The organism is Bacillus sp. FSL R5-0603 (assembly GCF_038050295.1).
Lineage (GTDB): Bacteria > Bacillota > Bacilli > Bacillales > Bacillaceae > Bacillus > Bacillus subtilis.
The window spans coordinates 330,919-357,132 of sequence record NZ_JBBOYP010000001.1; the positions used below are offsets into that span (position 1 = coordinate 330,919).

At 44.6% G+C, this 26,214-nt stretch carries 26 protein-coding genes; 14 read left to right on the forward strand and 12 right to left on the reverse strand.

The features are described from left to right. The first annotated feature begins 26 nt into the window (after positions 1 to 26). On the forward strand, positions 27 to 872 hold the full coding sequence (locus NYE56_RS01575) for an alpha/beta fold hydrolase (protein WP_341283365.1): 846 nt from the start codon (positions 27 to 29) through the stop codon (positions 870 to 872). A gap of 39 nt (positions 873 to 911) precedes the next feature. Here NYE56_RS01575 and NYE56_RS01580 read toward each other — a convergent pair whose 3' ends face one another. Further along, positions 912 to 2,390, reverse strand: coding sequence for a peptide MFS transporter (locus tag NYE56_RS01580; RefSeq protein WP_268554587.1), 1,479 nt, complete (start codon positions 2,388 to 2,390; stop codon positions 912 to 914). 279 nt (positions 2,391 to 2,669) lie between these two features. Between NYE56_RS01580 and NYE56_RS01585 the strand changes: the two genes are divergently transcribed. Continuing rightward, a complete protein-coding gene (locus NYE56_RS01585; RefSeq protein ID WP_326210667.1) occupies positions 2,670 to 4,424 on the forward strand; it encodes a right-handed parallel beta-helix repeat-containing protein in 1,755 nt (584 codons plus the stop codon). A 14-nt stretch (positions 4,425 to 4,438) separates the two neighbouring features. On the opposite strand, the gene NYE56_RS01590 is transcribed toward NYE56_RS01585, so the two are convergent. Continuing rightward, the gene (locus NYE56_RS01590; RefSeq protein WP_014475793.1) at positions 4,439 to 4,660 is read right to left on the reverse strand and encodes a hypothetical protein; all 222 of its coding nucleotides are present in this window, start codon (positions 4,658 to 4,660) and stop codon (positions 4,439 to 4,441) included. A gap of 126 nt (positions 4,661 to 4,786) precedes the next feature. On the opposite strand from NYE56_RS01590, the gene gerKA reads away from it, so the two are divergent. Genes gerKA through gerKB form a run of 3 tightly spaced genes read left to right on the forward strand, consistent with a single transcriptional unit; the run spans position 4,787 to position 8,780 of the window. Further along, complete coding sequence (gene gerKA, locus NYE56_RS01595) at positions 4,787 to 6,418, forward strand: spore germination protein GerKA (protein WP_326210665.1); 1,632 nt, start codon at positions 4,787 to 4,789, stop codon at positions 6,416 to 6,418. Beyond that, complete coding sequence (gerKC, locus tag NYE56_RS01600; RefSeq protein ID WP_341283366.1) at positions 6,408 to 7,631, forward strand: spore germination protein GerKC; 1,224 nt, start codon at positions 6,408 to 6,410, stop codon at positions 7,629 to 7,631. The genes gerKA and gerKC overlap by 11 nt, the downstream gene beginning before the upstream one ends. 24 nt (positions 7,632 to 7,655) lie before the next feature. Then, positions 7,656 to 8,780 carry a spore germination protein GerKB gene (gene gerKB / locus NYE56_RS01605; RefSeq protein ID WP_047182086.1) on the forward strand — a complete coding sequence of 375 codons (1,125 nt, stop codon included), beginning with the start codon at positions 7,656 to 7,658 and terminating at the stop codon, positions 8,778 to 8,780. A gap of 101 nt (positions 8,781 to 8,881) precedes the next feature. Here the strand turns inward: gerKB and NYE56_RS01610 are convergent, their stop codons facing one another. Then, positions 8,882 to 9,562: an ABC transporter ATP-binding protein gene (locus tag NYE56_RS01610; RefSeq protein ID WP_341283367.1), complete on the reverse strand. Its 681-nt coding sequence runs from the start codon at positions 9,560 to 9,562 to the stop codon at positions 8,882 to 8,884. Positions 9,563 to 9,577: 15 nt separating this feature from the next. After that, the gene (locus NYE56_RS01615) at positions 9,578 to 11,038 is read right to left on the reverse strand and encodes an ABC transporter permease (protein WP_341283368.1); all 1,461 of its coding nucleotides are present in this window, start codon (positions 11,036 to 11,038) and stop codon (positions 9,578 to 9,580) included. A gap of 212 nt (positions 11,039 to 11,250) precedes the next feature. Between NYE56_RS01615 and yclJ the strand changes: the two genes are divergently transcribed. The 4 genes from yclJ (at position 11,251) to phrC (ending at position 14,759) form a co-directional block, all read left to right on the forward strand. After that, a complete protein-coding gene (yclJ, locus tag NYE56_RS01620; protein ID WP_015482792.1) occupies positions 11,251 to 11,934 on the forward strand; it encodes a two-component system response regulator YclJ in 684 nt (227 codons plus the stop codon). Beyond that, positions 11,921 to 13,342: a two-component system sensor histidine kinase YclK gene (gene yclK / locus NYE56_RS01625; RefSeq protein WP_072173981.1), complete on the forward strand. Its 1,422-nt coding sequence runs from the start codon at positions 11,921 to 11,923 to the stop codon at positions 13,340 to 13,342. Before yclJ ends, yclK begins: the two co-directional genes overlap by 14 nt. A gap of 162 nt (positions 13,343 to 13,504) precedes the next feature. After that, positions 13,505 to 14,653 (forward strand): response regulator aspartate phosphatase RapC, encoded by a 1,149-nt coding sequence (gene rapC, locus NYE56_RS01630; protein WP_014475800.1) that lies wholly within the window; start codon positions 13,505 to 13,507, stop codon positions 14,651 to 14,653. Next, positions 14,637 to 14,759, forward strand: a complete 123-nt coding sequence (gene phrC, locus NYE56_RS01635) for a phosphatase RapC inhibitor PhrC (RefSeq protein WP_003224994.1) — start codon at positions 14,637 to 14,639, stop codon at positions 14,757 to 14,759. The genes rapC and phrC overlap by 17 nt, the downstream gene beginning before the upstream one ends. A gap of 99 nt (positions 14,760 to 14,858) precedes the next feature. Here the strand turns inward: phrC and NYE56_RS01640 are convergent, their stop codons facing one another. The 3 genes from NYE56_RS01640 to NYE56_RS01650 all read right to left on the reverse strand — a co-directional run bounded on the left by NYE56_RS01640 (position 14,859) and on the right by NYE56_RS01650 (position 16,660). Then, entirely contained in the window at positions 14,859 to 14,948 is a 90-nt protein-coding gene (locus NYE56_RS01640) for a YjcZ family sporulation protein (protein WP_015482794.1), read from the reverse strand. An 81-nt stretch (positions 14,949 to 15,029) separates the two neighbouring features. Beyond that, entirely contained in the window at positions 15,030 to 15,143 is a 114-nt protein-coding gene (locus tag NYE56_RS01645) for a YjcZ family sporulation protein (RefSeq protein ID WP_014478831.1), read from the reverse strand. 152 nt (positions 15,144 to 15,295) lie between these two features. Then, on the reverse strand, positions 15,296 to 16,660 hold the full coding sequence (locus NYE56_RS01650; RefSeq protein ID WP_341283369.1) for an aspartate kinase: 1,365 nt from the start codon (positions 16,658 to 16,660) through the stop codon (positions 15,296 to 15,298). A gap of 384 nt (positions 16,661 to 17,044) precedes the next feature. Here NYE56_RS01650 and yclN point away from each other — a divergent pair, with 384 nt between their 5' ends. The 4 genes from yclN to yclQ are packed head-to-tail and all read left to right on the forward strand — an operon-like array spanning position 17,045 to position 20,662. Beyond that, positions 17,045 to 17,995: a petrobactin ABC transporter permease YclN gene (gene yclN, locus NYE56_RS01655; RefSeq protein ID WP_087960839.1), complete on the forward strand. Its 951-nt coding sequence runs from the start codon at positions 17,045 to 17,047 to the stop codon at positions 17,993 to 17,995. Next, positions 17,988 to 18,935, forward strand: coding sequence for a petrobactin ABC transporter permease YclO (gene yclO / locus NYE56_RS01660; protein ID WP_123372797.1), 948 nt, complete (start codon positions 17,988 to 17,990; stop codon positions 18,933 to 18,935). Before yclN ends, yclO begins: the two co-directional genes overlap by 8 nt. Then, positions 18,929 to 19,687 carry a petrobactin ABC transporter ATP-binding protein YclP gene (gene yclP / locus NYE56_RS01665; RefSeq protein ID WP_341283370.1) on the forward strand — a complete coding sequence of 253 codons (759 nt, stop codon included), beginning with the start codon at positions 18,929 to 18,931 and terminating at the stop codon, positions 19,685 to 19,687. The genes yclO and yclP overlap by 7 nt, the downstream gene beginning before the upstream one ends. Before the next feature lie 21 nt (positions 19,688 to 19,708). Further along, the gene (gene yclQ / locus NYE56_RS01670; protein WP_341283371.1) at positions 19,709 to 20,662 is read left to right on the forward strand and encodes a petrobactin ABC transporter substrate-binding protein YclQ; all 954 of its coding nucleotides are present in this window, start codon (positions 19,709 to 19,711) and stop codon (positions 20,660 to 20,662) included. 46 nt (positions 20,663 to 20,708) lie between these two features. Here the strand turns inward: yclQ and NYE56_RS01675 are convergent, their stop codons facing one another. From NYE56_RS01675 to NYE56_RS01690, 4 genes are all read right to left on the reverse strand, one after another. Next, a complete protein-coding gene (locus tag NYE56_RS01675) occupies positions 20,709 to 22,127 on the reverse strand; it encodes an MDR family MFS transporter (protein WP_341283372.1) in 1,419 nt (472 codons plus the stop codon). A 19-nt stretch (positions 22,128 to 22,146) separates the two neighbouring features. Beyond that, positions 22,147 to 23,025 carry a TetR/AcrR family transcriptional regulator gene (locus tag NYE56_RS01680; RefSeq protein ID WP_341283373.1) on the reverse strand — a complete coding sequence of 293 codons (879 nt, stop codon included), beginning with the start codon at positions 23,023 to 23,025 and terminating at the stop codon, positions 22,147 to 22,149. Positions 23,026 to 23,188: 163 nt separating this feature from the next. After that, entirely contained in the window at positions 23,189 to 23,938 is a 750-nt protein-coding gene (gene nfsA, locus NYE56_RS01685) for an oxygen-insensitive NADPH nitroreductase (RefSeq protein ID WP_003234479.1), read from the reverse strand. A 16-nt stretch (positions 23,939 to 23,954) separates the two neighbouring features. Beyond that, positions 23,955 to 24,242, reverse strand: coding sequence for a putative quinol monooxygenase (locus NYE56_RS01690; RefSeq protein WP_003234477.1), 288 nt, complete (start codon positions 24,240 to 24,242; stop codon positions 23,955 to 23,957). Between the two features lie 139 nt (positions 24,243 to 24,381). Here NYE56_RS01690 and NYE56_RS01695 point away from each other — a divergent pair, with 139 nt between their 5' ends. Then, positions 24,382 to 24,696: an ArsR/SmtB family transcription factor gene (locus NYE56_RS01695; RefSeq protein ID WP_341283374.1), complete on the forward strand. Its 315-nt coding sequence runs from the start codon at positions 24,382 to 24,384 to the stop codon at positions 24,694 to 24,696. 1 nt (position 24,697) lies between these two features. On the opposite strand, the gene gabR is transcribed toward NYE56_RS01695, so the two are convergent. Then, a complete protein-coding gene (gabR, locus tag NYE56_RS01700) occupies positions 24,698 to 26,137 on the reverse strand; it encodes a MocR-like transcriptional regulator GabR (protein ID WP_341283375.1) in 1,440 nt (479 codons plus the stop codon). Between the last annotated feature and the right edge of the window lie 77 nt (positions 26,138 to 26,214).

Genomic DNA, 26,214 nt, shown 5'->3' on the forward strand with positions numbered 1-26,214 from the left:
TAATGAAAACAAAGGGGGCGTGAGAAATGGAACGTGCGGGGATCTGTCACTCGGACGGCTTTGATTTAGCTTATCGAATTGAGGGCGAGGGCGCACCCATCCTTGTGATCGGGAGTGCGGTTTACTATCCGCGCCTTTTTTCCTCAGATATCAAACAGAAATATCAATGGGTCTTTATCGACCATAGGGGATTTGCTAAGCCTAAACGGGAGCTTCGTGAGGAGGATTCGAGGCTTGATGCCGTCTTGGCTGATATTGAAAGGATGAGAACATTTCTTCAGCTTGAGGATGTTATCATCCTGGGACATTCCGGGCACGCTTTTATGGCTTTAGAGTATGCCAGGACATATCCCAAACAAGTCCGGAAGGTGGCGCTCTTTAATACTGCGCCTGATAACAGTGAAGAAAGACAACGAAAAAGTGAATCATTTTTTATGGAAACAGCCAGTCCTGAGAGAAAGAAACGCTTTGAAAAAGACATCGCGAATTTGCCGCAGGACATCGACAAAGATCCTGAAAGGCGCTTTGTGCACATGTGTATTCGCGCTGAAGCGAAAAGCTTTTATCAAGAGCGGCCGCATGCAGCTGCCTTATGGGACGGTGTATTCACGAATATGCCGATCATTGATGAATTATGGGGCAATACATTTGCCCGGATTGATCTTATTCAGCGGTTAGCTGATGTTTGTATGCCGGTGTATATTGGATTAGGGAGATATGATTATTTGGTTGCGCCCGTTTCGCTATGGGATGCAGTTAACGGTTTATATCCCCATGTGGATAAGGTTATTTTTGAAAAGAGCGGCCATCAGCCGATGCTGGAAGAACCGGAAGCCTTTGATCAAAGCTTCAGCAAATGGCTGGATCAATAAAAAACAGCCCGCAGATCAAAATCCGCGGGCTGTTTCTGATTATAAGACCCCTTTCATCGCGCGTTTGATAATCGGCGAGAGCAGCAGGAGAATGCCGCCAAGAACGATAGAAATCAAACCGATGGTGCCGAAGTACATTGTTTCAGGAATTTTATCAAACAATCCGGCTACTTGGGCATTGATCGCTTGGGCTGCTGCGTTCGTCAGGAACCACATACTCATTGTCTGTGCAGAGAAGGCAGCTGGTGCCAGTTTCGTTGTCACGGATAAACCGACTGGAGACAGGCACAGCTCTCCAAGCACAACAAGCAGGAAGCTGAGAACGAGCCAAAGCGGGCTTACGAGTGCTTCTTTTCCTTGCATAGCAGGGAATACCATAATGATAAATGACAATCCGGCTAAAATAATTCCGATTGAGAATTTAACTGGTGTAGATGGCTGGCGTTTGCCAAGCTTCATCCAGAGCCATGCGAATATTGGCGCAAAAATGACAACAAACAATGGATTTAATGATTGGAACCAAGATGACTGAAGTTCGAATCCGCCCAATGAAAGTCTTATGCGTTCATCAGCGTATACCGCAAGAATGGTCGCTCCCTGTTCCTGAATGGCCCAGAACATGACAGCACCGATAAACAAAGGAACGTAAGCGGCAAGACGGGATTTTTCTGTTTTGTCCGCTTTTTTGCTTGTAAACATGATGATGAAATAAATCACAGGAATCAAAATACCGAGAATACTTACAAGGTCGATGAAACGCTTGATCGTCAGCACGCCTGTTTGTACAGAGATCATCACTGCGATCGCCACGATGATAACACCGATTCCGGTGCCAATCGCAGATTTTTTAGACAGCGGATTCGGCACATTGGAACCTGCAAGCCCGAGGTTTTTCTTTCTTGTCAAAGCAAAAACGATAAGTCCGAGAAGCATTCCGACCGCGGCAGCTCCGAAGCCGAGATGATAGTTGTACTTCTGTCCGAGTGTTCCGACAATTAACGGCGCAAGTAAACCACCGAGGTTAATCCCCATGTAGAAAATACTGAAACCTGAGTCGCGGCGCGGGTCTTCTTTCGTGTAAAGATCCCCAACCACGCTTGAAACGTTTGGTTTTAATAAGCCTGTTCCGACAATGATAAGCACCATGCTGATATAGAATGCGATCGCGCTGCCCGGATAGGCGAGTGCAATGTGGCCGAACATAATGAATATGCCGCCGTAAAACACGGTGTTTGCGGTACCGAATACCCGGTCAGCGAGCCATCCGCCAATAATGGTGGACATGTATACGAGTGATCCGTAAATCGACATAATGGCAACCGCAGTGCCCTTGTCAAAGCCGAGCCCTCCGTTTACCGTCTCTGTATACAAATAGTAAAGTAAGATTGCTCTCATTCCATAGTAAGAGAAACGCTCCCAAAATTCGGTGAAAAATAGTGTAAATAGTCCTCGCGGGTGACCAAAGAACCCTTTTTGCGGGACGCTTTTAATGATACTTTCGTTATCAATCGAAGCCATGTCAGCCAAACCCTTTCTAAAAAAAGTGTATTATAAAAATCATATTCTTATATAATACTTGTGTCAATATAATTTATACTCATTTCAAATAGTTCCATATTGGAAAAATTATAAATACCTAAAAATAGTGATTTCCTCCTAATTTTTAAACTTTTTATCGTGAGATTTTCTTACACAACTATTCCTTTATATTTTTTTAATAAAATTTTAGAGAAATGTACAAGCAGATCGGGCCTTTGTGAGTAACATGATAGTAATCATAGAGAAGGAGGCTCGCAATTGGCTGAATTCATATTAAATGCAGCGGATTTCGGTGTTCCTGGAGATGGTAAAACGGATTCGACAGAACGGATTAATCAGTGCCTCAGTACAGCTGTATCGAAAGGCTATCATACTGTCTGGTTTCCAAAGGGAACATATTTAATAGACGGAACGCTTGGCGGAGATCTTAATCAGAAGTTTCGAAACGCGGGGATCATTGTTCCCGGCAACCTTGAGATTATGATGGACCCCGAATGTATCATGAAAGTGATACCGAATAGTTCGTGGGGTTATTCCGCATTTTATGTAGGCAAGCAAGAGAATATAACCATTTCCGGGGGACAAATTATCGGCGAACGGGATGAGCATACGTATGCTTCGGCGGGGATAAGATCAACCCATGAATGGGGCTTTGGCATATGTATTGAAGGATGCTCGAATGTTGTCATTGATGATGTGAAAATTTCTGATTTTACCGGAGATGGGATCATAGTCAGCCCAAGGGGATTAAAGACCAATCAAGACTATCGAACGTCAGAGCAAATTATCATCCGCCGCTGTGAGGTTCGGCGGTCAAGGAGAAATAACATTTCCATTACCGGATGTGACATGGTCACGGTGGAGGAATGCTTGATTGAAGATGCCGGGACGGGGAATGGAACAGCCCCGAAATTCGGAATTGACATTGAAGGATATGGCGAAGGTGACGTTGATTATGAGGAACCGATTAATGTATCAATTCGCAATAACCACTTTGTTGGAAACGTTTCAAGTTCTGTGACCAATTTTAACGGGTATGGCATTTTAATAGAAGGAAATCACTCAGACAATACAATCAGCTACGGATATGGGACGCAAACAGTGATCAAGGGAAATATTCTGAGGCGCCCTGAAGACGCGGCGGCTGCGCCAAGAGTCGGGATAACCGGACTCGGTGTATCACAAGGAAAAGAGACCAGTGATGCAGTGATCGCTGGCAACCTCATTACCGGATTTTCAACAGGAATTGATGTCAGGGGAAAGAGCGTTCTTGTGACGAACAACAAAATCAGCAACTTTGAAAATACAGGGATATTGGTTTATCAGTCCTCCGACGTAAAGGTAGACGGAAACCAAATTCAAAACGGACTGTCTGAAACAAGGCGCAGCATCGGTCTTCGCGCAGTGCTTTCAGATGACACCGCTTTTCTGAATAACTGTCTCATTCAAGTCGTTGACGGTGTGAGCGTTTCGGGCGGAAACATGATCATTAAAGATAATCTCCTGAGAAAATTCAGCCGAGGCATTTGGATTGCTCAAGGGAACGCGGTGATTGAAGGGAATACACTGAATCCTGGCGCGTTTGAAGCAGTGCCGGAATCATATTCTGTTTCCGTTACAAACAATGCCGGCGCTATCATCAAAAACAATACATTTAAAGAGTTTAAAAATTACCCCATTTACTGCTCCACAAGTGCAAAAACCTCAATTATCGGCAACCACTTAGAGAGATCTCCGCTTTTGGTCACCATCTATATCAGCGCCGGTGTGCATGAGATTTTTGATAATACCATTTCAGTCAACAGAACAGCCGGGAATCCGATTGTGATTTATCTCAATGGCTCTGCAGGCTCTATCATCTCAGGAAACACCATCAATAACCTCTCCGCGGGCACTGCGACAGCTATTCAAACAAACACGTCAACCAATTCCAAAATCATCGGCAACCGCATTTTTAAAGGGACTATCAACAAACACAGCAGTGATGCAATAGACGGCAATATTATCGTCTGAAAAAAGCGCCCCCTCTAGGGGTTCTTTTTTTTCGATTTATAGATCACGTACATTTCTCTCACAAGTACTAACACAAAAAATAAAAGCACGACCCATTCCGCAAATGTTGTCATCTTAAAGCTGGACATATTGTTATAAATGGCTTTTGTTAAACTGAACCCTTGAAGCATGTCCATCAATACCGAAATAGCTAATAAACAAATTAATATGACTCCTGTCACGCCCAATATCTTCATGCTTTCATCATCCTCCGCTTTTAGTGTCTATCGTTGGCGGAGAAGTTATACCGCATCTAAACCTAATGCATAATCTCAATTTTAAAAGGAAGAATATGAGAAAACGACAAGGAAAGGTATTTGTGTATGCCTTTATTATCTAAGCGAAAGAACAATACAAGTTCGAAAGACAAGAATACAGAAGAAAAGAATCAGGAACAGCAGCAAGAAAAAGAAAGGCCGGTTCTCATTTCTCCAAGTTTGGCAAAGAATATAGCGGAAACGAAAAAGGAAGTCGGAAGCAGCTCTGACGTCATCATTCGCGAGATTAAAATCGGGGAGCAGGATCATGTCCATCTGGCTGTTATTTATATTGCAGGCCTGGTCGATAATAACACAATCCATGAGTCGTTAATCGATCCTTTGGTACAGGATGAGTCTATCCAGAATTCCCATGCGATCCAGCAAATTCTTGAAAAAACGCTCCCGCTGGGCGGGGTGAAAGCGGAAAAGAGCTGGGACAAGCTTTTTTCAGAGTTAATGCTTGGCAATGCGCTCGTTTTTGCCGATGGCTATGACGAAGCGCTGATTTGCAGCACCCAAGGGGGAGAGCAGCGTTCCATCCAAGAGCCGAGCACCCAGGTATCATTCCGCGGCCCGCGCCAAGGGTTTACAGAGTCTCTGCAAACCAATATTTCCATGATCCGGCGATACATTAAAAATCCGAATTTATGGGTTGAAAAAATGAAAAAAGGTTCTGTCACAAATACGGATATCGCTCTCATGTACATTCAAGGAATATGTGATGAAAAGGTGCTGAAGGAAGTGAAACAGCGCCTGGAAAAAATAGATATTGACAGTATTTTGGAATCTGGATATATTGAGCAGCTGATTGAAGATGAAACCTTTACGACATTTCCGACCATGTATCATACAGAACGCCCTGATGTTGTAGCGGGAAATCTGTTAGAAGGAAGATTCGCGATTATTGTGGACGGAACACCGTTTGTGCTTATAGCTCCGGCCTTATTTGTTCAATTTTTTCAGTCTGTTGAGGATTATTACTCGCGTTTTGACATTGCGACAAGCATACGGATTCTTCGTGTTTTAGTCTTTTTCATTTCGCTTGTGGCTCCGGCTGTATACGTGGCAGCCACGACGTTTCATCAAGAAATGATACCGACTCAGCTGTTAGTGGTCATTGCGGCTCAGCGGGAAATTGTCCCGTTTCCGGCTGTTGTGGAGGCGCTGACGATGGAGGTTGCTTTTGAGATTCTGAGGGAAGCGGGAGTCAGGCTGCCCCGGGTTGTCGGCTCGGCAGTATCAATCGTAGGCGCGCTCGTAATCGGCCAGGCTGCCGTACAGGCTGGTATCGTCTCCCCGGCAATGGTGATTATCGTGGCACTCACCGCGATTGCGAGCTTCGCAACACCGGCGTTCGCGATGGCGATTTCAGCCCGGCTTATTCGGTTTATTTTTATTATTGCCTCAGCTGTTATGGGTTTTTACGGGCTGATTTTAGGGATCATTATGATGTTTGTCCACTTATGCAGTCTTCGTTCATTCGGCGTTCCATATATGTCGCCGCTTGCACCCTTTTCTTCACAAGGCGTAAAGGACGCACTTTTCCGGATTCCGTGGTGGGCTGATGAAAAAAGGCCGGAATCGATCAGTAAGGAAGATAAGGTGCGGCAGGGGAAGGATCAACGCCCAGAGCCGGCCGCTTCACGAGGAATGGTGAACAAAGACTTGGAAGAAGGGGATCAGAATGGTACGTAAATGTCTATTAGCCGTTCTCATGCTTTTGAGCGTCATTGTGCTGCCCGGCTGCTGGGATAAGCGTGAACTGACAGATCTTGCGATTATCTCGGCGATTGGCATCGATCGGACAAACGAAGGCAACTACGTGCTGCATCTTCAAATTATCAATCCTGGAAATGTCGCCGGCGGGCTTCAGGGAGGCGGTGCTGGGGACAGGCCGCCTGTATCTGTCTATTCAATTGAAGGCGACAATTTGACGGAAGCACTCAGAAAAGCCTCCATGAAGGTATCGCGGCGGCTTTATTTTGCCCATACCAACCTGGTCGTAATCAGCGAAAAGCTGGCGAAAGAGGAAGGGCTGGATTTTGTATTAGACAATCTTGACCGGGACACGGAATTTAGGACAACGGCGACCTTCGTCGTTGCCCATAAAACAAAAGCAGAAAATATCGTGAAAATCCTGACGCCTATTGATAAAATTCCGTCAAACAAAGTCAATAAAACCCTCGATTTCACGGAAGCGCAATACGGTCGGGTGGTCAAAACCAATATTCAGGACGTTTTGAAAACACTTGCCAGCGACACAAGGGCACCGATTATTCCGGGTTATTTGATGATTGGCGATGATAAAAAAGGAGTCAGCATGGAAAACACGCAGGCAACTGACCCGAAAGCCATTCTTCAGGCAGACGGCTTGGCGGTTTTTGATAAGGCTGGGTATTTAAAGTATTGGATTGAAGATGATGAAAGCGTGGGGGCAGTCTGGCTTATGAATAAGGTCCAGCATACGTTTATTAATGCTGATTGGGGCAAGACGAAAGATGCGGTCAGCTTGCAGGTTACCCATCAAGATACAAAGCTGGTACCTGATATGCGGAACGGACGTCCGCACATCCATGTGAAAGTGACGGTTGAAGGAATTATAGATGCTGTCAAATACCCTTTCCAATTGTCTAATCCGAAGGTGCTGGCCGCTATTGAAAAAGCGCTCAACAAAGAGCTTGAAAAGGAAATCAGCCATACTGTGAAAATGATCAAGAAGAATAAGATAGATTTTGTCGGTTTTGGTGACATGATATATAGAAAGTATCCGAAGCAGTGGGAGAAAATGAAGGACACATGGGACAAAGAATATTTGCCCGAACTGCCCATCGATGTGAAGGCCGAGACGTATATCAGAAGAACGGGATTGCGAAACAATCCGATCAAACACCAGTTTAAAGATGATTAGGTCTGGAGAAAGGGGAAGTGACAGATGGAAAAAGCCAGAATAAGCATAAGGCAGCTGTTTGTCATGATTATCATTTTTGAGCTGGGCAGTTCCTTATTGATTACACCTGGATCAATGGCGGGCAGGGATGCTTGGATCGCAGTTCTGTTGGGGTGTGCGGCCGGTTTGTTTCTTTTCTATTTGTATCAAGGCATTTATCAATGTTACCCGAATTCTTCTCCGAAAGAATATATGGATGATATGCTGGGAACCAAGCTGAGCTGGCTGTTTTCATTTCTCTATATCTTGTACTTTGCCTATATTGCCGCAAGGGTCCTGCGTGACTTTGGAGAAATGCTGCTGACATTTGCTTATCATGATACACCTATCATTATTGTAAATGGTTTATTAGTGGTAGTTAGCATATACGCCGTAAGAAAAGGAATCGAAGTGCTCGCCCGCGCGGCTGAGCTGCTTTTCGGAGCCATGTATTTACTGGGCGCGATCGGCCTCGTGCTGATTGTTGTCTCAGGCTCTATAGACCCGCATAACTTAAAACCTGTTTTGGCGGACGGCATTTCTCCTGTCCTTTACTCTGTTTTCACTCAGACCATGTACGTTCCGTTTGGCGAAGTCGTTTTATTTGTGATGATTTTCCCTAACCTGAATGACAGAAAAAATGTGAAAAAAATGGGGATGATCGCTATGGCTATTAGCGGATTGGTTGTGGCGCTCACCGTGGCAATTAATATCAGCGTGCTTGATGTTGATCTTACACTCAGATCCCAGTTCCCGCTTTTAAGCACGATCCAGACAATCAAGGTCGAAGAATTTTTAGACCGGCTCGATGTCTTTTTTATGCTGGCGCTGATCATCGGCGGCTTCTTTAAGGTCAGCCTCTACTTATATGCCACTGTGGTTGGGACATCTACGCTCTTTAAGGAAAAGAAACCCTCTCAATTGGCTTATCCGATGGGATTGGGCATCTTAATCCTTTCTATAACGATCGCGACTAACTTTTCAGAGCACTTGAACGAAGGCTTGAAAGTGGTGCCGCTGTATATTCATTTGCCTTTTCAATTATTGTTTCCGCTCTTTCTGTTTATTGTGGCTGTTTGGAAAAAGAAACGAAGAGAGAAGTCAAAAGGGGCGGAAGCAAAAAAACGATAAAAAGAGCGGGGGGATGCAGCCGCCGCTCTTTTTATGTTCACTTCTATATAAAAGGGGGATTTAGGGTGCGCCCCTGTCTGCACTGGCAGAGGCGCGTTTTGTTATACGACTGCGATGTTTTCCTTCACAGTAAAGCTTCCTCTTGAAAGTCTGATATTGATGTCTGACACTTTTGCAATTTGTTCATCGTGCGTCACCATGATGACACATTTATTTTCCTTGTGTGCCAGATCTTGAAAGAGCCGTACGATCTCTTTTGATGTGTCCTCATCAAGGTTTCCGGTCGGTTCATCGGCTACGATAAGATTCGTGTCACAGCAGAAAGCCCTTGTAATTGATACCCGCTGCTGCTGTCCGCCGCTCAGTGTGAGCACTTTTTGCCGGGCTTGTTTTTCGTTGATGCCAACCTTCTGCAGCATGTCAAGCGCATATGATTCTTTGTTCTTTTTTTTAGAACCTGTGATTTCCATAGCGGTTGTGACGTTCTGCAAAGCCGTCATATACGGGAGCAGGTTGTACGCCTGAAAGACGATTGATACATATTGATTTCTGAAATTGGTTAAGCCGATTTTAGAAACCGCTTTTCCGCCGTAAAGAATGTTTCCTTCTTTTGGTGCGTCAAGTCCGCCTGCCAGAGACAGGAAAGTGGTTTTCCCCGTCCCTGATGTGCCGACGATTGTGTAGAATTTTCCTTTTTGAAAGCTGATGTTAATATCCTGAAACAATGGCTGGCTTTTGTCTTTATACCAGTAGCCGACTTGTTGAAATTGTAATAAGCTCATAGGTTCCGCCTCTTTCTATTCCTGTTTTGTCAATATCGTTTTCGGATGAAGCCGCAGTACTGAAATTGACGGCAGCAATGTTGCAATGATTGCGATTAGGATGCCGATCCCGCCAAGAATAAGCATATCGTTCATTGAAACCGTGACGTTCAGTGTATCGATAACGTCCACGTTTGATGAACTGTGGCCGAACATTTTGCCGCCCATGCCACCGCCGCCGCCGGGCATTTGTCCGCTTGCGGTTTGCGTTAAATCGGTTGATGAACTGATTTGCTGGGATAAAAGCTGATTTCCAAGCTGATTCGCGACGAGATTTCCCGTCACAGATGCAAGGCCGATAGCGATAACGGCCACAATCAGAATCTCAGTCAAGAACTGTCCAATCAATTTCCATCGTTTTTCACCGATAGCCATTAACACGCCCATTTCGTATTTGCGCTCCCTGATTGACATCATGACAATCAGGCCAAGAATGATGGCGCCTGCCACTGATACAAGATACACCACGTTTTTAGAGAAAGAAGCCACATTTTCAATCGGCCCGACCATTTGCTGGTAAAGCTGATCGTTTGTATTCAGTGTGTACGTATCGAAGTCAATTGATGTTTTCTTCGCAGCTTTTACGAAAGCATCCATATTTTTCGCGTCGTCCATATAGTAAACAGCTGAGTCAATCGTATTTTTATAGTCGTCGCCTTTCAATGCCGCTGTTGCTGTGTAAGGCGTATAAAGCTTGTTATAAGGATTTAAGAAAGAGAAATTTTGGGCTTGGTCATCACCTGAAGATGTTGTTTTATAAATACCGACGATCTTCAGTTTTACTGTTGTATCCTCATCCGTTGCTGATTCAATTGTGATCGAATCGCCAACGCTTAAATCATTTTCTTCCGCTAATGTTTCGTTGATCACTGTTACTTTTTTGCCGACATCTGATTTTGTAATCGCGCGTCCGTCTGTGATTTTTGAATCCCCCTCAGAGAAATCATCAACTAATGCTGTGCTGATGACACCTTCAATAGAAAGATCGGCTTGAACCATTTGCGGTCCGCCTTGTCCGCCGCCTTGGCTGTTTTTAGCGTTTGAGCTTGAACTGCTGGAGCTGGAATCACTTGAACTAGAGCTTTCAATCGCATCAAAGTTTCCTGCGTTGGCTGAAGCTGATGCGGTGTAATTGTAGCTCTTCACATGATCAAGCGCTGCAAGCTTATTCGCATCAGACACTTTGATCGGTGTTGATTCGAAGCTGCGTTTTTCACCGCTGTCCTGCTGTTTTTCCATTTGCTTTTGGCGGTCAACCTGAAGTGTCACGCTTCCGCCGAGTTCCTGTCTGGCCAGTTCGCTTGACTTTTGTGCTGCCGACTGGATGGTGAGGCCTGATAAAACAAAGACACATATGACTGTAAACACAAATAATTGCAATAACGTTTTTCCCTTTTTAGCCTTCATATTCCAAAAGGCCCGTTTGATAAAGTTCATTTATGTTCCTCCGCATTGGTATTTTTATTGATAAGACCGCCTCTGGGGCGCGTCCCCTTGCTGATAAATTAATAGTAGTCCAAAGGTATGAAAAAAATATGAACAATCTATTTCTAGTTGATGAAATAAAAACTAACAATTGTGAAACGCAAAACCTTCTGTTTAAAATGGTGCTATTATATAAAAAAGCATCAAAACAACCGGAGGATATAATGAAAATATTAATGATAGAAGATAATGTTAGTGTATGTACGATGACGGAGATGTTCTTTTTTAAAGAAGGTTTTGAAGCGGAATTCGTTCATGACGGGTTAGAAGGGTACCAGCGTTTTACGGAAGAAAATTGGGATCTGATCATTTTGGATATCATGCTTCCATCTATGGACGGCGTGACCATCTGCAGAAAAATAAGAGAGACAAGCACGGTGCCGATTATCATGCTGACTGCCAAAGACACTGAATCAGATCAGGTCATCGGGTTTGAGATGGGGGCGGACGATTATGTCACAAAGCCGTTCAGCCCGCTGACATTGGTTGCCCGCATCAAAGCCGTCATCAGAAGATACAAGGCGACAGGCAAAGCTGTTATTGATGAAGATATGATCGAATCAGAATGCTTTACCATTAATAAGAAGACGAGAGAAGTATTATTAAACGGAGAGCCTGTAGAAAATCTCACGCCGAAGGAATTCGATCTGCTTTATTACCTTGTCCAAAATCCGCGGCAGGTGTTCTCCAGAGAACAGCTGCTCGAGCAGGTATGGGGCTATCAGTTTTATGGAGATGAACGAACGGTTGACGTTCATATCAAACGGCTGCGTAAAAAGCTTGCAAGCGAGGACAAGCCTTTCCTGTATACTGTGTGGGGAGTAGGGTATAAATTTGATGAAGATTAAATATTTATATCAGCTGCTGCTAAGCCATATCAGCATTTTGATTTTAGCGTTTGTCATTATCATTTCTCTGTTTTCCCACTTTGTGAAGGAATTTGCCTATCAGAACAAAGTAGAGGAATTGACGTCATATGCGGTGCAGATTGCAAATGAATTCCAAGCCGGCCAGGTGGACATGCGCAGGCTCTATCCTTATCAGGACATGTTAAGCACAAGAAAGACGCAGTTTATCATCTTTAATGAAGAGCAGCAGCCCTATTTTCTTCCTGAAGGCTTTCATCACCCACCAAGGGAACAGCTGAAGAAATCAGAATGGAATAAGCTAAAAAAAGGGCAGACTGTCATGATCAGGGCAGATGGCCGTTTTGATGATGAAGTGTCACTTGTGGCGCAGCCTATATTTGTTCAGAACGAATTTAAAGGCGCCGTTCTGCTGATTTCTCCGATCAGCGGTGTTGAACAGATGGTCAATCAGGTCAACCTCTATATGTTTTACGCTGTGATCAGCACGCTTGTGATTACGATTCTCGTGAGCTGGCTTCTGTCCAAATTCCATGTCAAGCGGATTCAAAAGCTGAGAGAAGCGACAGATAAAGTGGCTTCCGGCGATTATGACATCCATTTGGAAAACAGCTACGGGGACGAAATCGGCGTACTGGCGTCTGACTTTAATATCATGGCGAAAAAACTAAAGCAGTCAAGGGATGAAATCGAGCGCCTTGAGAAGCGGAGAAGGCAGTTTATCGCTGACGTGTCACATGAATTAAAAACACCGCTGACGACGATCAACGGTTTGGTTGAAGGGTTGAACAGCCATACGATTCCTGAGGATAAAAAGGATAAATGCTTCTCGCTGATCAGTGAGGAAACGAAGCGCATGCTGCGGCTCGTAAAAGAAAATCTGGATTATGAAAAAATCAGATCCCAGCAAATCACCTTGAACAAGCTAGACGTTCCTCTGATCGAGGTGTTTGAAATCGTGAAAGAGCACTTGCAGCAGCAGGCGGAAGAAAAACAAAACAAGCTGATGATCCAAGTAGAGGATCACGTCATCGTACATGCCGATTATGACCGGTTCATTCAAATTCTCGTCAACATTACGAAAAACAGCATCCAATTTACGCAAAACGGTGACATTTGGCTGCGCGGAATGGAAGGTTATAAAGAGACGATTATTGAAATTGAAGACACGGGTATCGGCATTCCAAAAGAGGATATTGAGCATATTTGGGAGCGATTCTATAAAGCAGATATTTCAAGAACGAACACAGCATACGGTGAATACGGACTCGGTCTCTCGATCGTCAGGCAGCTCGTTGAAATGCACCAGGGCACAGTAGAAATCAAGAGTGAAGAAGGGAAAGGCACAAAGTTCATCATCCGCCTTCCTTTAACGGCAAAACAGCAATAGCATACAGGGCGGCGCATCAACTGATGCATCCGCCTTTTTTGCACACCGCTTCGGTTTATTGCGTGCTCCCGAAAACAAAGATTGCGTGTTTTTCGGGTTGGGACGGTCTATAAACATGATAAAATATGACATAAACAGTTTTTGATGGGAGAGGGTGAAGGAATGAAGAGCGGGGTAATTCCTTCTTCAGCGGTCGGTCAAAAAATTAACGAGTGGTACAGATATATCCGGACATTCAGCGTGCCGGATGCCGAAGTGTTAAAAGCTGAAATCCAGCAGGAACTGAAACACATGCAGCATGATTCCAACTTGCTGCTTTATTATTCACTAATGGAATTCCGGCACCAGCTTATGCTGGATTATCTTGAGCCGTTAGAGAAATTAAATATCGAAGACCAGCCAAGCCTGTCTGAATTATCAAGAAACATTGACAGCAACCAGGCAGATCTCAAAGGGCTGCTCGACTATTACGTGAATTTTTTCCGCGGGATGTATGAGTTTGATAAGCGGGAATTTATTTCTGCCATTACATACTATAAACAGGCGGAGAAAAAGCTCTCCTTTGTCGCAGACCATATTGAACGGGCTGAATTCTATTTTAAAATCGCGGAAGCTTATTATTATATGAAGCAAACGTATTTTTCATTGATTAATATAAAAAACGCTTATGAAATTTACGTGGAGCAGGAAACCTATAATGTGAGAATCATTCAATGCCATTTCGTGTTCGGGGTCAACCTGATGGATGAAAGAAATTTCGAACAAGCCGCACGCCATTTCAAATTGGCGCTCAATATGGCCCAAGCGGAACAAAAAGCCCAGCTGGTCGGAAGAGCATACTACAATCTCGGATTATGCTATTACAATCAAGACCTTCTAGACCCTGCCATTGATTACTTTGAAAAAGCGGTCTCCACGTTTGAAAGCAGCAGGATCGTCAATTCTCTCCCGCAAGCCTATTTTTTAATCACCCTGATTTATTATAAACAGGGAAAACATGATAAAGCTTCGGAATATCACAAGCGGGGCTATGAATATGCTAAAGAAACAGACGATGCAGACTATGCCGTAAAATTCGAGTTTTTGCAATCCCTATATCAGGATCAGCCCAATGAAGAAGGAATCGAACGATGTTTCCAGTACTTAAAAAATAAAAATATGTACGCTGATATAGAGGATTTAGCCCTAGAAGTAGCAAAATATTACTATGAACAGAAATGGTTTAAACTGTCTGCTTCCTACTTTCTACAAGTTGAAGAGGCAAGAAAACAAATACAAAGGAGTGAAGGTTTGTATGAAATTGAAATCTAAGTTGTTTGTTATTTGTTTGGCCGCAGCCGCGATTTTTACAGCGGCTGGCGTTTCTGCTAATGCGGAAGCACTCGACTTTCATGTGACAGAAAGAGGAATGACGTAAGAACAAGCCCCTTCTCATTAGCGAGAAGGGGTTTTTCTTTTCAAAAAAACACCGCAAGACATAGTCTTGCGGTGCCGCCTTCATGGAGATTACGTTTATTTAGTAGCCTCCTACAAATGCAGTTCCCACAATGATCAAGAGGATAAATAACACAACAATCAAAGCGAAAGAAGTTCCGTAACCTGACATTTTGTGCACCTCCTTGCGAGATTGCTTCAGCAAATGCTGCAAAACTGTGGCGGACAGGGTCCCGCAGAGACGGTCAGCAGCTTAGTAGCCGCCAACAAACGCAGTCCCTACGATAATTAAAAGAATAAACAATACAACGATTAAAGCGAAAGAACTGATGCCGCCGTAACCGCCGCCGTTAGAGTATCCTGACATAAGGTTTCACCTCCCTATGAAGGATACTATAAGATATGCTGAACCGATCCATTTGGCAGGGATAATAGTGGACAAGAGAAAAAATGAAGAATTCGGCTATATGAAGGTGATATAAAAAATAGCGGGCGCTGCCGCCCGCTATTTATGTACGATTAAGAGATCAGCACGCCCGCGAAAAATTCCTGGTATAATGCTTGAACGGCTTTTCTTTCTTCGGCTTCTTTTACGCCAAACATCATGCTCACTTCAGAAGATCCCTGATTGATCATTTCGATATTCACCTGTGCCTCTGATAATGCTTTGGCGGCTCTTGCCGTTGTACCGACATTGTGGCGCATCGCTTCCCCTACAACCATAATCAGGGCGAGATGATGCTCGACGATGACTTCATCGGCATGCAAATCCTCTTCGATCCGTTTGATGACGCTGCGTTCAGTGGCGGCATCCATTTGCCCCTGCCGTAAAATGATTGTCATGTCATCGATTCCCGATGGAACATGCTCATACGTCAAACCATGCTCCTCCAGGATGTGAAGGGCTCTGCGGCCAAAACCGATTTCTCTGTTCATGAGATACTTGCTGATATAAATGCTGCAAAAACCGGTGTCGCTGGCAATGCCGACGACAGGCCCGTTTTTGTTATCCCGCTTGCTGACGACTCGGGTGCCTTCGGCTGAGGGGTTGTTCGTATTTTTGATCTGAACGGGAATCCCCGCTCTGAATGCCGGAATGAGCGCTTCATCATGAAACACTGAAAAACCCGCGTAGGACAGCTCCCGCATCTCTCTATATGTCAGCTCGCTGATTTCCTTTGGATTCTCAACGAAGGACGGATTGACAGAATACACAGCGTCTACGTCTGTAAAGTTTTCGTACAAATCGGCTTGTAGTCCGTTGGCAAGAATCGAACCGGTAATATCAGAACCGCTCCGTGAGAATGTGATCACATCGCCATCCTTGCTGAATCCGAAAAAACCGGGAAAAATGATGAGTCCGTCACGTTCCCGAAGACGATAGAGGTTTTGGTAGGATTCAGGAAGAACCTGCGCGTTGCCGGGTTCATTTGTCACAAAAAGGCCGGCATCCTTCGGGTTTACATATTCCGCTTTGACGCCTTTATAGCGGAAATAAGCGGCGATCAGCTTGGCATTGTTATCCTCTCCGCTGGCCTTGACTGCGTCAAGGTATTGTTCGGGATTGCTTTTATCTCCTTCTAAAAGCGTAAACAGATCATCTCTGATTTTTCCGATAATGCTTTGCCCCAGCTGAAGCTCAGTGGCGATGAGAGCGTACCGTTCCACAACTGCTTCCGCCAGTTCAGGTGCGCTGCCTGATGCCAAATATTGTTCTGCACATGCGATTAAGAGATCAGTCACTTTCGTATCCTCGGCATAGCGTTTACCCGGAGCTGAAACGACTACAGCTTTCCGTGCCGGATCTGAGGTAACGATGTGAAACACCTTGTCAAGCTGGGCGCCTGAAGCAAGTGAGCTGCCTCCGAATTTAACGACCTTCATGTTTACATCTCCTAATGTTTAAAATTTTCACACAAATTTAGTATTTATTATCTCTCTTTCAGTACTGTAAATCAAGGGTTAATTTCTTTCTGGAGAGAACATTTGTATTTTCCACGAGGAATAATGTCAAGTTTGCTGACCGTATACCTGCGTTATAAAGATAAATATGGTAAACAGCCTAACGTTTTGGGATGGAAAATGGTTAGAATGATTAGTAAAATGGATAAATGACTAGGTTAATATTTTTAAAGAATATTGACTAACCCTAAAAAAATGGTAATATGTAAATGATAATGATAATCAATTACTATATGGCCATATTGTTTTGAGTCCTTGCGGAGTAGGAGATACGTTCTTTTTGCTGTAAGGATGTAAGGAGGCAGCATGAAGCTACGTTACTTATTTATTCTACTTATCATATTAGCCGTCACATCTGTATTTATCGGCGTAGAAGATCTGTCGCCGCTTGATCTCTTCGATTTAAGCAAACAAGAGGCGTCAACGCTGTTTGCAAGCCGTATGCCGCGATTGATCAGCATTGTCATCGCGGGATTAAGCATGAGCATCTGCGGTTTGATTATGCAGCAGATCAGCAGAAATAAATTCGTGTCACCGACGACGGCGGGCACGATGGATTGGGCGAGGCTCGGCATTTTAATTTCCTTGCTGCTGTTTACATCCGCCAGTCCTTTAATCAAAATGCTGGTCGCGTTTGTCTTTGCCCTTGCAGGAAATTTTCTGTTTATGAAAATCCTTGAAAGAATCAAGTTTAACGACACCATCTTTATTCCGCTTGTCGGTCTAATGCTCGGGAATATCGTCAGTTCAATCGCGACATTTATCGCATATAAATATGACTTGATCCAGAATGTGTCATCATGGCTGCAGGGAGACTTCTCTTTAGTCGTGAAAGGAAGATACGAGCTTCTTTATCTGAGTATTCCGCTCGTCATCATTGCCTATGTGTATGCGGATAAATTCACATTGGCCGGTATGGGTGAAAGCTTTTCTGTCAACCTCGGCCTGAAGTACAAACGGGTTGTGAACATCGGGCTCATTATCGTGTCCCTGATCACGTCCCTTGTCATTTTGACTGTCGGTATGCTGCCGTTTCTCGGTTTAATCATCCCGAATATTGTATCGATTTACAGAGGAGACAATCTGAAGAGCAGCCTGCCGCATACTGCGCTGTTGGGAGCTGTTTTTGTGCTGTTTTGCGATATACTGGGCAGAATCATTATCTTCCCTTATGAAATCTCGATTGGCCTGATGGTCGGAATCATCGGCAGCGGCATTTTCCTGTTTATGCTGTTAAGGAGAAAAGCCTATGCGTAACCAGATGAAAATAGCTTTGCTCGTTGGTTTAGCCATTGTATGTATTGGCTTGTTTTTGTTTTATGACTTAGGCAATTGGGATTACACCCTGCCGAGACGAATCAAAAAGGTCGCAGCCATTGTGCTGACGGGGGGAGCGATTGCGTTTTCGACCATGATCTTTCAAACGATTACGAACAACCGCATCCTGACGCCGAGCATTTTGGGCCTTGATTCTCTCTACATGCTGATTCAGACTGGCATTATCTTTTTGTTCGGTTCTGCGAATATGGTCATCATGAATAAAAACATCAACTTTATCATCTCTGTTCTGCTGATGATACTGTTTTCTCTTGTTTTGTATCAGATCATGTTCAAGGGTGAGGGGAGAAATATCTTTTTCCTTCTGCTTATCGGAATCGTGTTTGGCACTCTGTTCAGCAGCCTGTCTTCCTTTATGCAGATGCTGATTGATCCGAATGAGTTCCAAGTTGTGCAGGACAAGATGTTTGCCAGCTTTAACAATATCAATACGGATTTGTTATGGCTCGCGTTCATCATCTTCCTGCTGACAGGCATTTATGTCTGGCGTTTTACAAAATTTTTCGATGTGCTGTCGCTCGGACGCGAGCACGCCGTGAATTTGGGCATTGACTACGACAAAGTGGTGAAGCAGATGCTGATCGTGGTTGCGATTTTGGTTTCTGTTTCAACAGCGCTAGTCGGGCCGATTATGTTTTTAGGCCTTCTGGTCGTCAACCTGGCGAGAGAATTCCTGAAAACATATAAGCATTCATACTTAATCGCAGGCTCCGTTTTCATCAGCATCATTGCGCTGGTCGGAGGGCAGTTTGTGGTTGAGAAAGTGTTTACCTTCTCAACGACGCTGAGCGTCATTATTAATTTTGCCGGCGGGATTTATTTTATCTACTTGCTGTTAAAGGAGAATAAATCATGGTAGAGGTCAGAAATGTAAGCAAACAATATGGCGGGAAAGTTGTCCTTGAAGAGACGTCAGTCACGATTCAAAAGGGCAAAATCACCTCGTTTATCGGTCCTAACGGCGCCGGCAAAAGTACGCTGCTGTCTATCATGAGCCGCCTGATCAAAAAAGATTCCGGCGAGATTTACATAGACGGACAAGAGATTGGAGCATGTGACAGCAAAGAGCTTGCCAAGAAAATGAGCATTTTGAAGCAGGCGAACCAAATCAATATCAGGCTCACGATCAAAGACCTCGTCAGTTTTGGCAGGTTTCCGTACTCACAGGGCCGGCTGACAGAGGAAGACTGGGTTCATATCAACCAGGCGCTCAGCTATATGAAGCTGGAAGACATTCAAGACAAATACTTGGATCAGCTGAGCGGCGGACAGTGCCAAAGGGCATTTATCGCCATGGTCATTGCCCAGGACACAGATTATATCTTTCTGGATGAGCCGCTGAACAATCTGGATATGAAACACTCAGTTGAAATTATGAAACTGCTGAAACGGCTGGTAAAGGAGCTTGGAAAAACGATCGTCATCGTCATTCACGATATCAATTTTGCTTCAGTCTATTCGGACTATATCGTCGCTTTGAAAAACGGCCGAATCGTAAAAGAAGGACCGCCTGAAGAAATGATAGAAACGTCAGTGCTTGAGGAAATCTACGATATGACCATCCCGATTCAGACGATTGATAATCAAAGAATAGGTGTCTATTTTTCTTAATATATAGAAGAGGTGAAGAGCATGAAAAAGTTCGCATTACTATTCATCGCTTTGGTGACGGCAGTTGTGATTTCTGCATGCGGAAACCAAAGCACAAGCAGCAAAGGTTCTGATTCTAAGGAAGAACAAATCACGGTGAAACACCAGCTGGACAAAAACGGAACAAAAGTACCGAAGAGCCCTAAAAAAGTTGTCGTATTTGACTTTGGAAGCTTAGATACATTAGATAAACTTGGACTTGATGACAAAGTAGCGGGACTGCCGAAACAAGCCCTTCCTAAATATCTGTCCAAATTCAAGGATGACAAATATGCTGACGTCGGAAGCTTAAAAGAGCCAGCCTTCGAGAAAGTGGCAGATTTAGACCCTGACTTGATCATTATTTCAGGAAGACAATCTGAGTCTTACAAAGAATTCTCTAAAATTGCGCCGACAATTTATCTTGGCGTAGACACAGCGAAGTATATGGAATCATTTAAGTCTGACGCAGAAACAATCGGTAAGATCTTCGATAAAGAAGATGAAGTGAAGGATGAACTCGCAAAAATCGATCATTCAATCGCAGATGTAAAGAAAACGGCTGAAAAGCTTAACAAAAATGGTCTCGTCATCATGGCGAACGACGGGAAGATCAGCGCATTCGGTCCTAAATCAAGATACGGCCTGATCCATGACGTGTTTGGCGTGAGACCGGCTGATAAAAACATCAAAGCGTCTACTCACGGACAAAGCGTTTCTTACGAGTACATTTCAAAAACAAACCCGGATTACCTGTTTGTCATTGACCGCGGTACAGCGATTGGTGAAACATCATCAACTAAACAAGTCGTTGAAAATGATTATGTGAAAAATGTAAACGCAGTGAAAAATGATCATGTTGTCTACCTTGATTCTGCTACTTGGTACTTATCAGGAGGCGGTCTTGAGTCTATGGCACAAATGATCAAAGAAGTGAAAGACGGTTTAGAAAAGTAAAACCAAAAAGAGCCTCCGCTAAGTAGCGGGGCTCTTTTTTTGTTAATCAGCGTGCCGGCTGCTGTTCGGCAGGGCGCTGAGGTTTCTTTAATGTGAATGAGAGAAGGAAGCCGACAAGTGCAATGACGGCAGCCACAATAAAAGCGGCGTTCATGCCGTGCAGGGCGGCGTGCTTCACATTTGTCGTGCCTGCATGTGCCGCCTGGTTGCTCATCACGGAAACCAATAGTGCGGTTCCGATCGAGCCGCCGACTTGGCGAATCGTGTTGTTCATCGCAGTTCCGTGCGGAATCAAGTGGCGCGGCAGCGCGTTAATTCCGGCTGTTGTCACCGGCATCATGATCATGGCGGTGCCTAAGAGACGAACAGTGTATAAAACGACAATCCAAGCGAGTGACGTATGGTCAGTCAGCTGCATAAACGGCAGAGATGTCAGGAAGATGATGCAGAAACCGGCAATCGCCAGCCCTCTTCCGCCAACACGGTCAAAAATTCTGCCGATAATCGGCGACATAAAGCCCATCACAACGGCTCCCGGAAGGAGCATAAGCCCTGTATCAAAAGCTGTGACGTCTCTGACATTTTGTGTATAAAGCGGCAGGATGGTTTCCGTACCGATCAATAATGCAAAGACGAGGGTTCCCAGCAGTGTTGTTAAGCTGAAAACGCCAAACGTGAAGACGCGGAATTCCAGCATCGGTTTTTCAAGCTTCATTTGTCTTGTGATAAACAAGAGCAGCGCGATGACACCCACCAGCAGTGAAATCAAGACGGTTGAACTGGACCAGCCGTAAGAGCCGACGCTTGAGAATCCGTACAGAAGGCCACCGAATCCAAATGTTGAAAGGATGACTGATAAAATATCAATCTGTGTTTTTCTTAAAGTCGTCACGTTTTTCATCAGGATGCTGGCAAGAATCAAATCAATCACAGCAAACGGAAGAATAATATAAAACAATGATCTCCAAGAGAAAGCTTCGACAGCCCACCCGGAAAGAGTCGGTCCGATCGCAGGCGCGAATGAGATGACCAATCCGACCATACCCATAGCCTGGCCGCGCTTTTCAATCGGAAAGATTGTCAGGAATACAGTCTGCATGAGCGGCATCATAATGCCGGCTCCGGCCGCTTGAATGATACGCGCTGTCAGCAGAACCGGGAAGTTCGGCGCGAACGCTCCGACGACTGTTCCGGCAGTGAAAATGCTCATTGCTGTGATGAGCAGCGCCCGGCTTGTGAATTTCTCAATTAAAAACGCGGTAATCGGAATTAAAATCCCGTTGGTTAACATAAATGATGTGGTCAGCCATTGTGCTTGGTTGGCATCGACATTGAAATCCCTCATGATATGGGGAAGTGCGGTAATCAACAATGTCTGGTTCAAAATCGCCACAAACGCTCCGGCTAACAAAATGCCGACAATGACAGAACGGTTAAAAGGTTTTTGTTCAATACCTGTGTTCAATACATATCCCTTCTTTTCTCTAAGTAATTAACAGTGTTTTTAACATGGAAACGGGCTGTGTTAAAACACCGGTTTGTTCCAGATAGCCAATCAGTGATTTGAGTAAAAAAGCGCGGGGTTCTTCCTTCTTCGCTTCTTCCTCCAGCATGGCGGCTGCGGATGTCAGTTCATCTACGTCATAGTCCGCGGCGGGCAGGGAAGAGATGCCTTTATGTAATTCCTTCAGGCTTTCCGATAATAGGACTGATTTATCCTTTGGCTTGTAGGAGGATGCTGAATGAATATAAAGCTCGATGGCTTCGGGCGGAAGAAGAGACTGGCGGGTTTCCCTGTTTTTGATAATCTGATTGAGGGTGCTGATGATAAACTCTGCGATCGGGTCAAGCTCAAGCGGTTTTTCCTCGATTTTGATCAGCATTAAAAACTCACGCATCATGCCGTGAAGAATGATGACCAAATCCCACACAAACGGGAGAATGGTTTCTCCATACGCCTGGATAAGCGAATCGCGGTGCCAGCAGATAATCGTCGATCTGGTCTGATGGATATGCTGTTTGACCCGGTCATTATGCAGCTTGGGGTTTCCGTAGGTCAGCATATTGAAAAACTGCTGATTCCGCCTGAAGCCCTCCAGTTCCATTTTGACCTTTTGCGTCAAACGCTCCTCCGGTGTAAGTGCGGTATTTTCCTGAAGTCTTGAGGCCGCGGCCACCATTTGCTTCTGGTTAAATGACAGCAGCTCCAAAAGCAGATCTTCTTTAGATTGAAACATTTTATATATCGAAGCTTTTGACATCTTACATTCTTCTGCGATCGCCTGCATGGAAACCGACGTAAAATCCTTTTCCGAAAAAAGCTTTCGCGCGGCTAACAAGATATCTGTTTTTTTATCAAGCATCTCATGGCTTCCTTCTTTCTTGAACATTAGAAAACCCATTGGTTCACAGAAAACCAATGAGTAACAATGAAAAAATTTTACCAAATAAACAAAATAGAAGTCAATGGATTTTAACCGGGTAAATGAAAGGCCTGCCGGAAAATCCGACAGGCCGAATAAGAGCTTATTTTTCAACTTTAAATCCTTGTTTTTCAAGCATTTCACGGATGTGCGGATAGTACAGGCGCTCATAGTAGGAAGCGATGCTCTGTGACCAGTTTCTTGTTTCTTTTCCGTTTGTCCGTTTATTCATGTATTCAGACATCTGTTCGTCGTATGCCTGAATGTGAGACGTCAGCTCATCCTGATTCAAATAAGTTTCCTGATGATTGACAGCTTCCTGCGGCAAGCGCGGTTTTTTCGCTGAACGGTCGGCAGGATGCCCAATGACAAGACCGGATAAAGGGAACACGTATTTTGGAAGCTCAAGCAGTTCGATCAGCTCTTGAGGGTTTCCGCGAACTGCACCGATCGGAACTGTGCCAAGTCCGAGTGACTCAGCCGCTGCTGTTGCTGTGCCGAGGGCAATACCAGCGTCTACTGCGCCGACAAGAACAGATTCCAATCCATTTGTGATTTCCATTTTGAAATCATGCAGATCTTCAAGCGCAATTTTGGCCCGGTTGAAATCTGCGCAGAACAGCAGGAAAACAGGAGCTTGATCGATCCATGGCTGGCCGCCTGCCAGCTCGGAGATTTTCTTTTTGCGCTCTTTATCCTGGACTGTGATCACAGTCACTTGCTGTCCGTTGATAGAAGAAGGGGCTGATTGCACCGCTTCAATGATTTGGTCCAATTGCTCCTGAGCTACAGGCTCATCTGTGTAGCTGCGAATCGAGCGGTGGTCTGTTAAAGATTTAATCACTTCATTCATATGAGACACCCTTCCTTTACTCGCTAAGCTCTGTGCGGACAACATCAAGAGGAGCGCTCAGCAGTTCTTTTCCTTTTGCGACAAACCCTTGGAAATGTGCAGTTTCGTTATGGAATTTCATTGCCGCTTCATCTTTCCATTTTTCAAGCATGACAAATGTATTTTCTTCGCCTACTTTTTCAAATAGGTCGTATTGCGCGTTGCCTTCCTCAGCTCTTGAATGCTGAACAAGTGATTGAGCCTCGCTCAAAAATTCCTCGCGTTTCTCTGGTTTTACTTTGATGTAAGCTTGTAATACGATCATTTAAATCTCCTCCGTTGTTATGCGAATTTATTGTTCGAATTTCATCGAACTAAATGTAACATGTATTCTAAATGAGGTAAAGGAAAAACCCTTATATAGTAAAATTGTCATTCTAATTGTTGTGTGATACATTTGTGTCATGAACATTCCAAACCATCCAGAAACAGAAACATTGCAGCTGACAAAGGTTCTTCATGCACTTAGTGATCCGCTTCGTTTAGAGCTCGTCAAGCAATTAGCTGAAGCAAAAGAAAAAACGTGCAGCACCTGTGCAGATGTGCAGGTTGCCAAATCGACTTTGTCGCATCATTTTAAAGTTTTGAGAGAATCAGGCATCGCTCAAGTTCGGATAGAAGGAAAGCGCCGGTATTATTCGCTTCGCGCTGAAGACCTTGAAAAGGCATTTCCGGGACTGCTTGAAGCCGTGCTGAATGTAGACCAGAACCGCTGGTGAATCAATCCCCTGTAACGGGGATTTTTTTATGTCCGTAAACCGCTTTGAAAAGCCGCTGCACACCCTCCTGAATATCTTCTTCCTTCAGCCGTGCAAAGCCGATAATGAGAGCAGACCTGCCCGTTTGCCGCTTGTTTTCCTTCAAGTTAAATCGGCTCATTCCGAATATTTCAAGCTGCAGCCCGGCAGCATGTGACAGGATGTCTTGTTCGGTGCGCCTGGTATCAAATTCGGTAACAAAATGCAGCCCCGCATTTGCCCCTTTTACGGTAACCTCTCCGCTGAACTCTGCTTCTAAAGCGGTGATCAGGCGTTCTCTCTTTTCTTTATAATGCTGCTTCATTTTTTTTATATGCTTCTGATATTCACCAGACTCGATAAATTCCTGCAGGGTGAGCTGTGTAAGTGATGAGCAAGTCTGCAGATCATAGCCCCGCTGTTTGTATGTCCTCAACAGTTCAGGCGGCAATACCATATAGCTGATCCGCAAACCGGGGAGAAGGGACTTTGAAAAGGTTCCCATATAGATGACATTTTGAAAACGGTCGAGACTTTGCAGCGCCGGAATACTGTCTACATCATATGTGAATTCACTATCATAATCGTCCTCAATGATATATCGGCGCGGCTCCTCGGCTGCCCAGTTCAGTAGCTGAATTCTTCTGGACACAGGCATAATCGTTCCGGACGGAAACTGATGCGACGGGGTGGTCACCAGTACATCTGGCTGCTGTCTGGTGATTTCAGCAATCGACATGCCCTTTTCATCCAGCATGATCGTCTTGACTTGTTTTCCGGCATTCTTCAAAAGCTGATACATGCGCCTGTAGCCAGGCTCCTCCATCGCATACACGGCTTCCTTGGGTAAAAGCTCAGTCAACAGCTGCATGAGCACCTGTGTGCCTGCCCCTATGATCATTTGTTCTGGCCTGCATTTTACACCCCTCGTCAGGGAAATGAGCCTGGCAATGGCCGCTCTCACTTCATATATCCCTTGCGGATGTGACATATCGCCGAGCGTGCGGTATGAGCGGGAGGCCGCTTTTTGCTCGCAGCGGAACCAGCTTTTGATCGGAAAATGGTCTGTATCGGAACTCATGTGTGAAAACGATATCCAATCGCTCTGGTCGATGTGAATCTCTTTTAGATCATCCGGCAGTGCAAATGGAGGGTGTTCCTCGGCGGAAAACATGTCTAGTTCCTCCACGAAGAAACCCTTTCGTTCAATGGCGTACAAATACCCTTCAGCCAGCAGTTGCTGATAGGCTGAATTCACTGAATTTACGCTGACCTTGAGATTTTCAGCCAGCTCCCGCTTGGAGGGAACCTTCGAGTGCGGCAGCAGATTGCGGCTGAGGATTTCTTTTTTCAGCCTTTGATAAATTTGCTGATAGATATAATCGGCTTGCTCTGAACGATCGAGTGTAATTGTGATATCCATTTTGTAGTTTCTCCTTCTGATACCATCAAAAAGTTATAATTGGTACTTTTCATCATACCAAAGAGAAGTCAGAATGA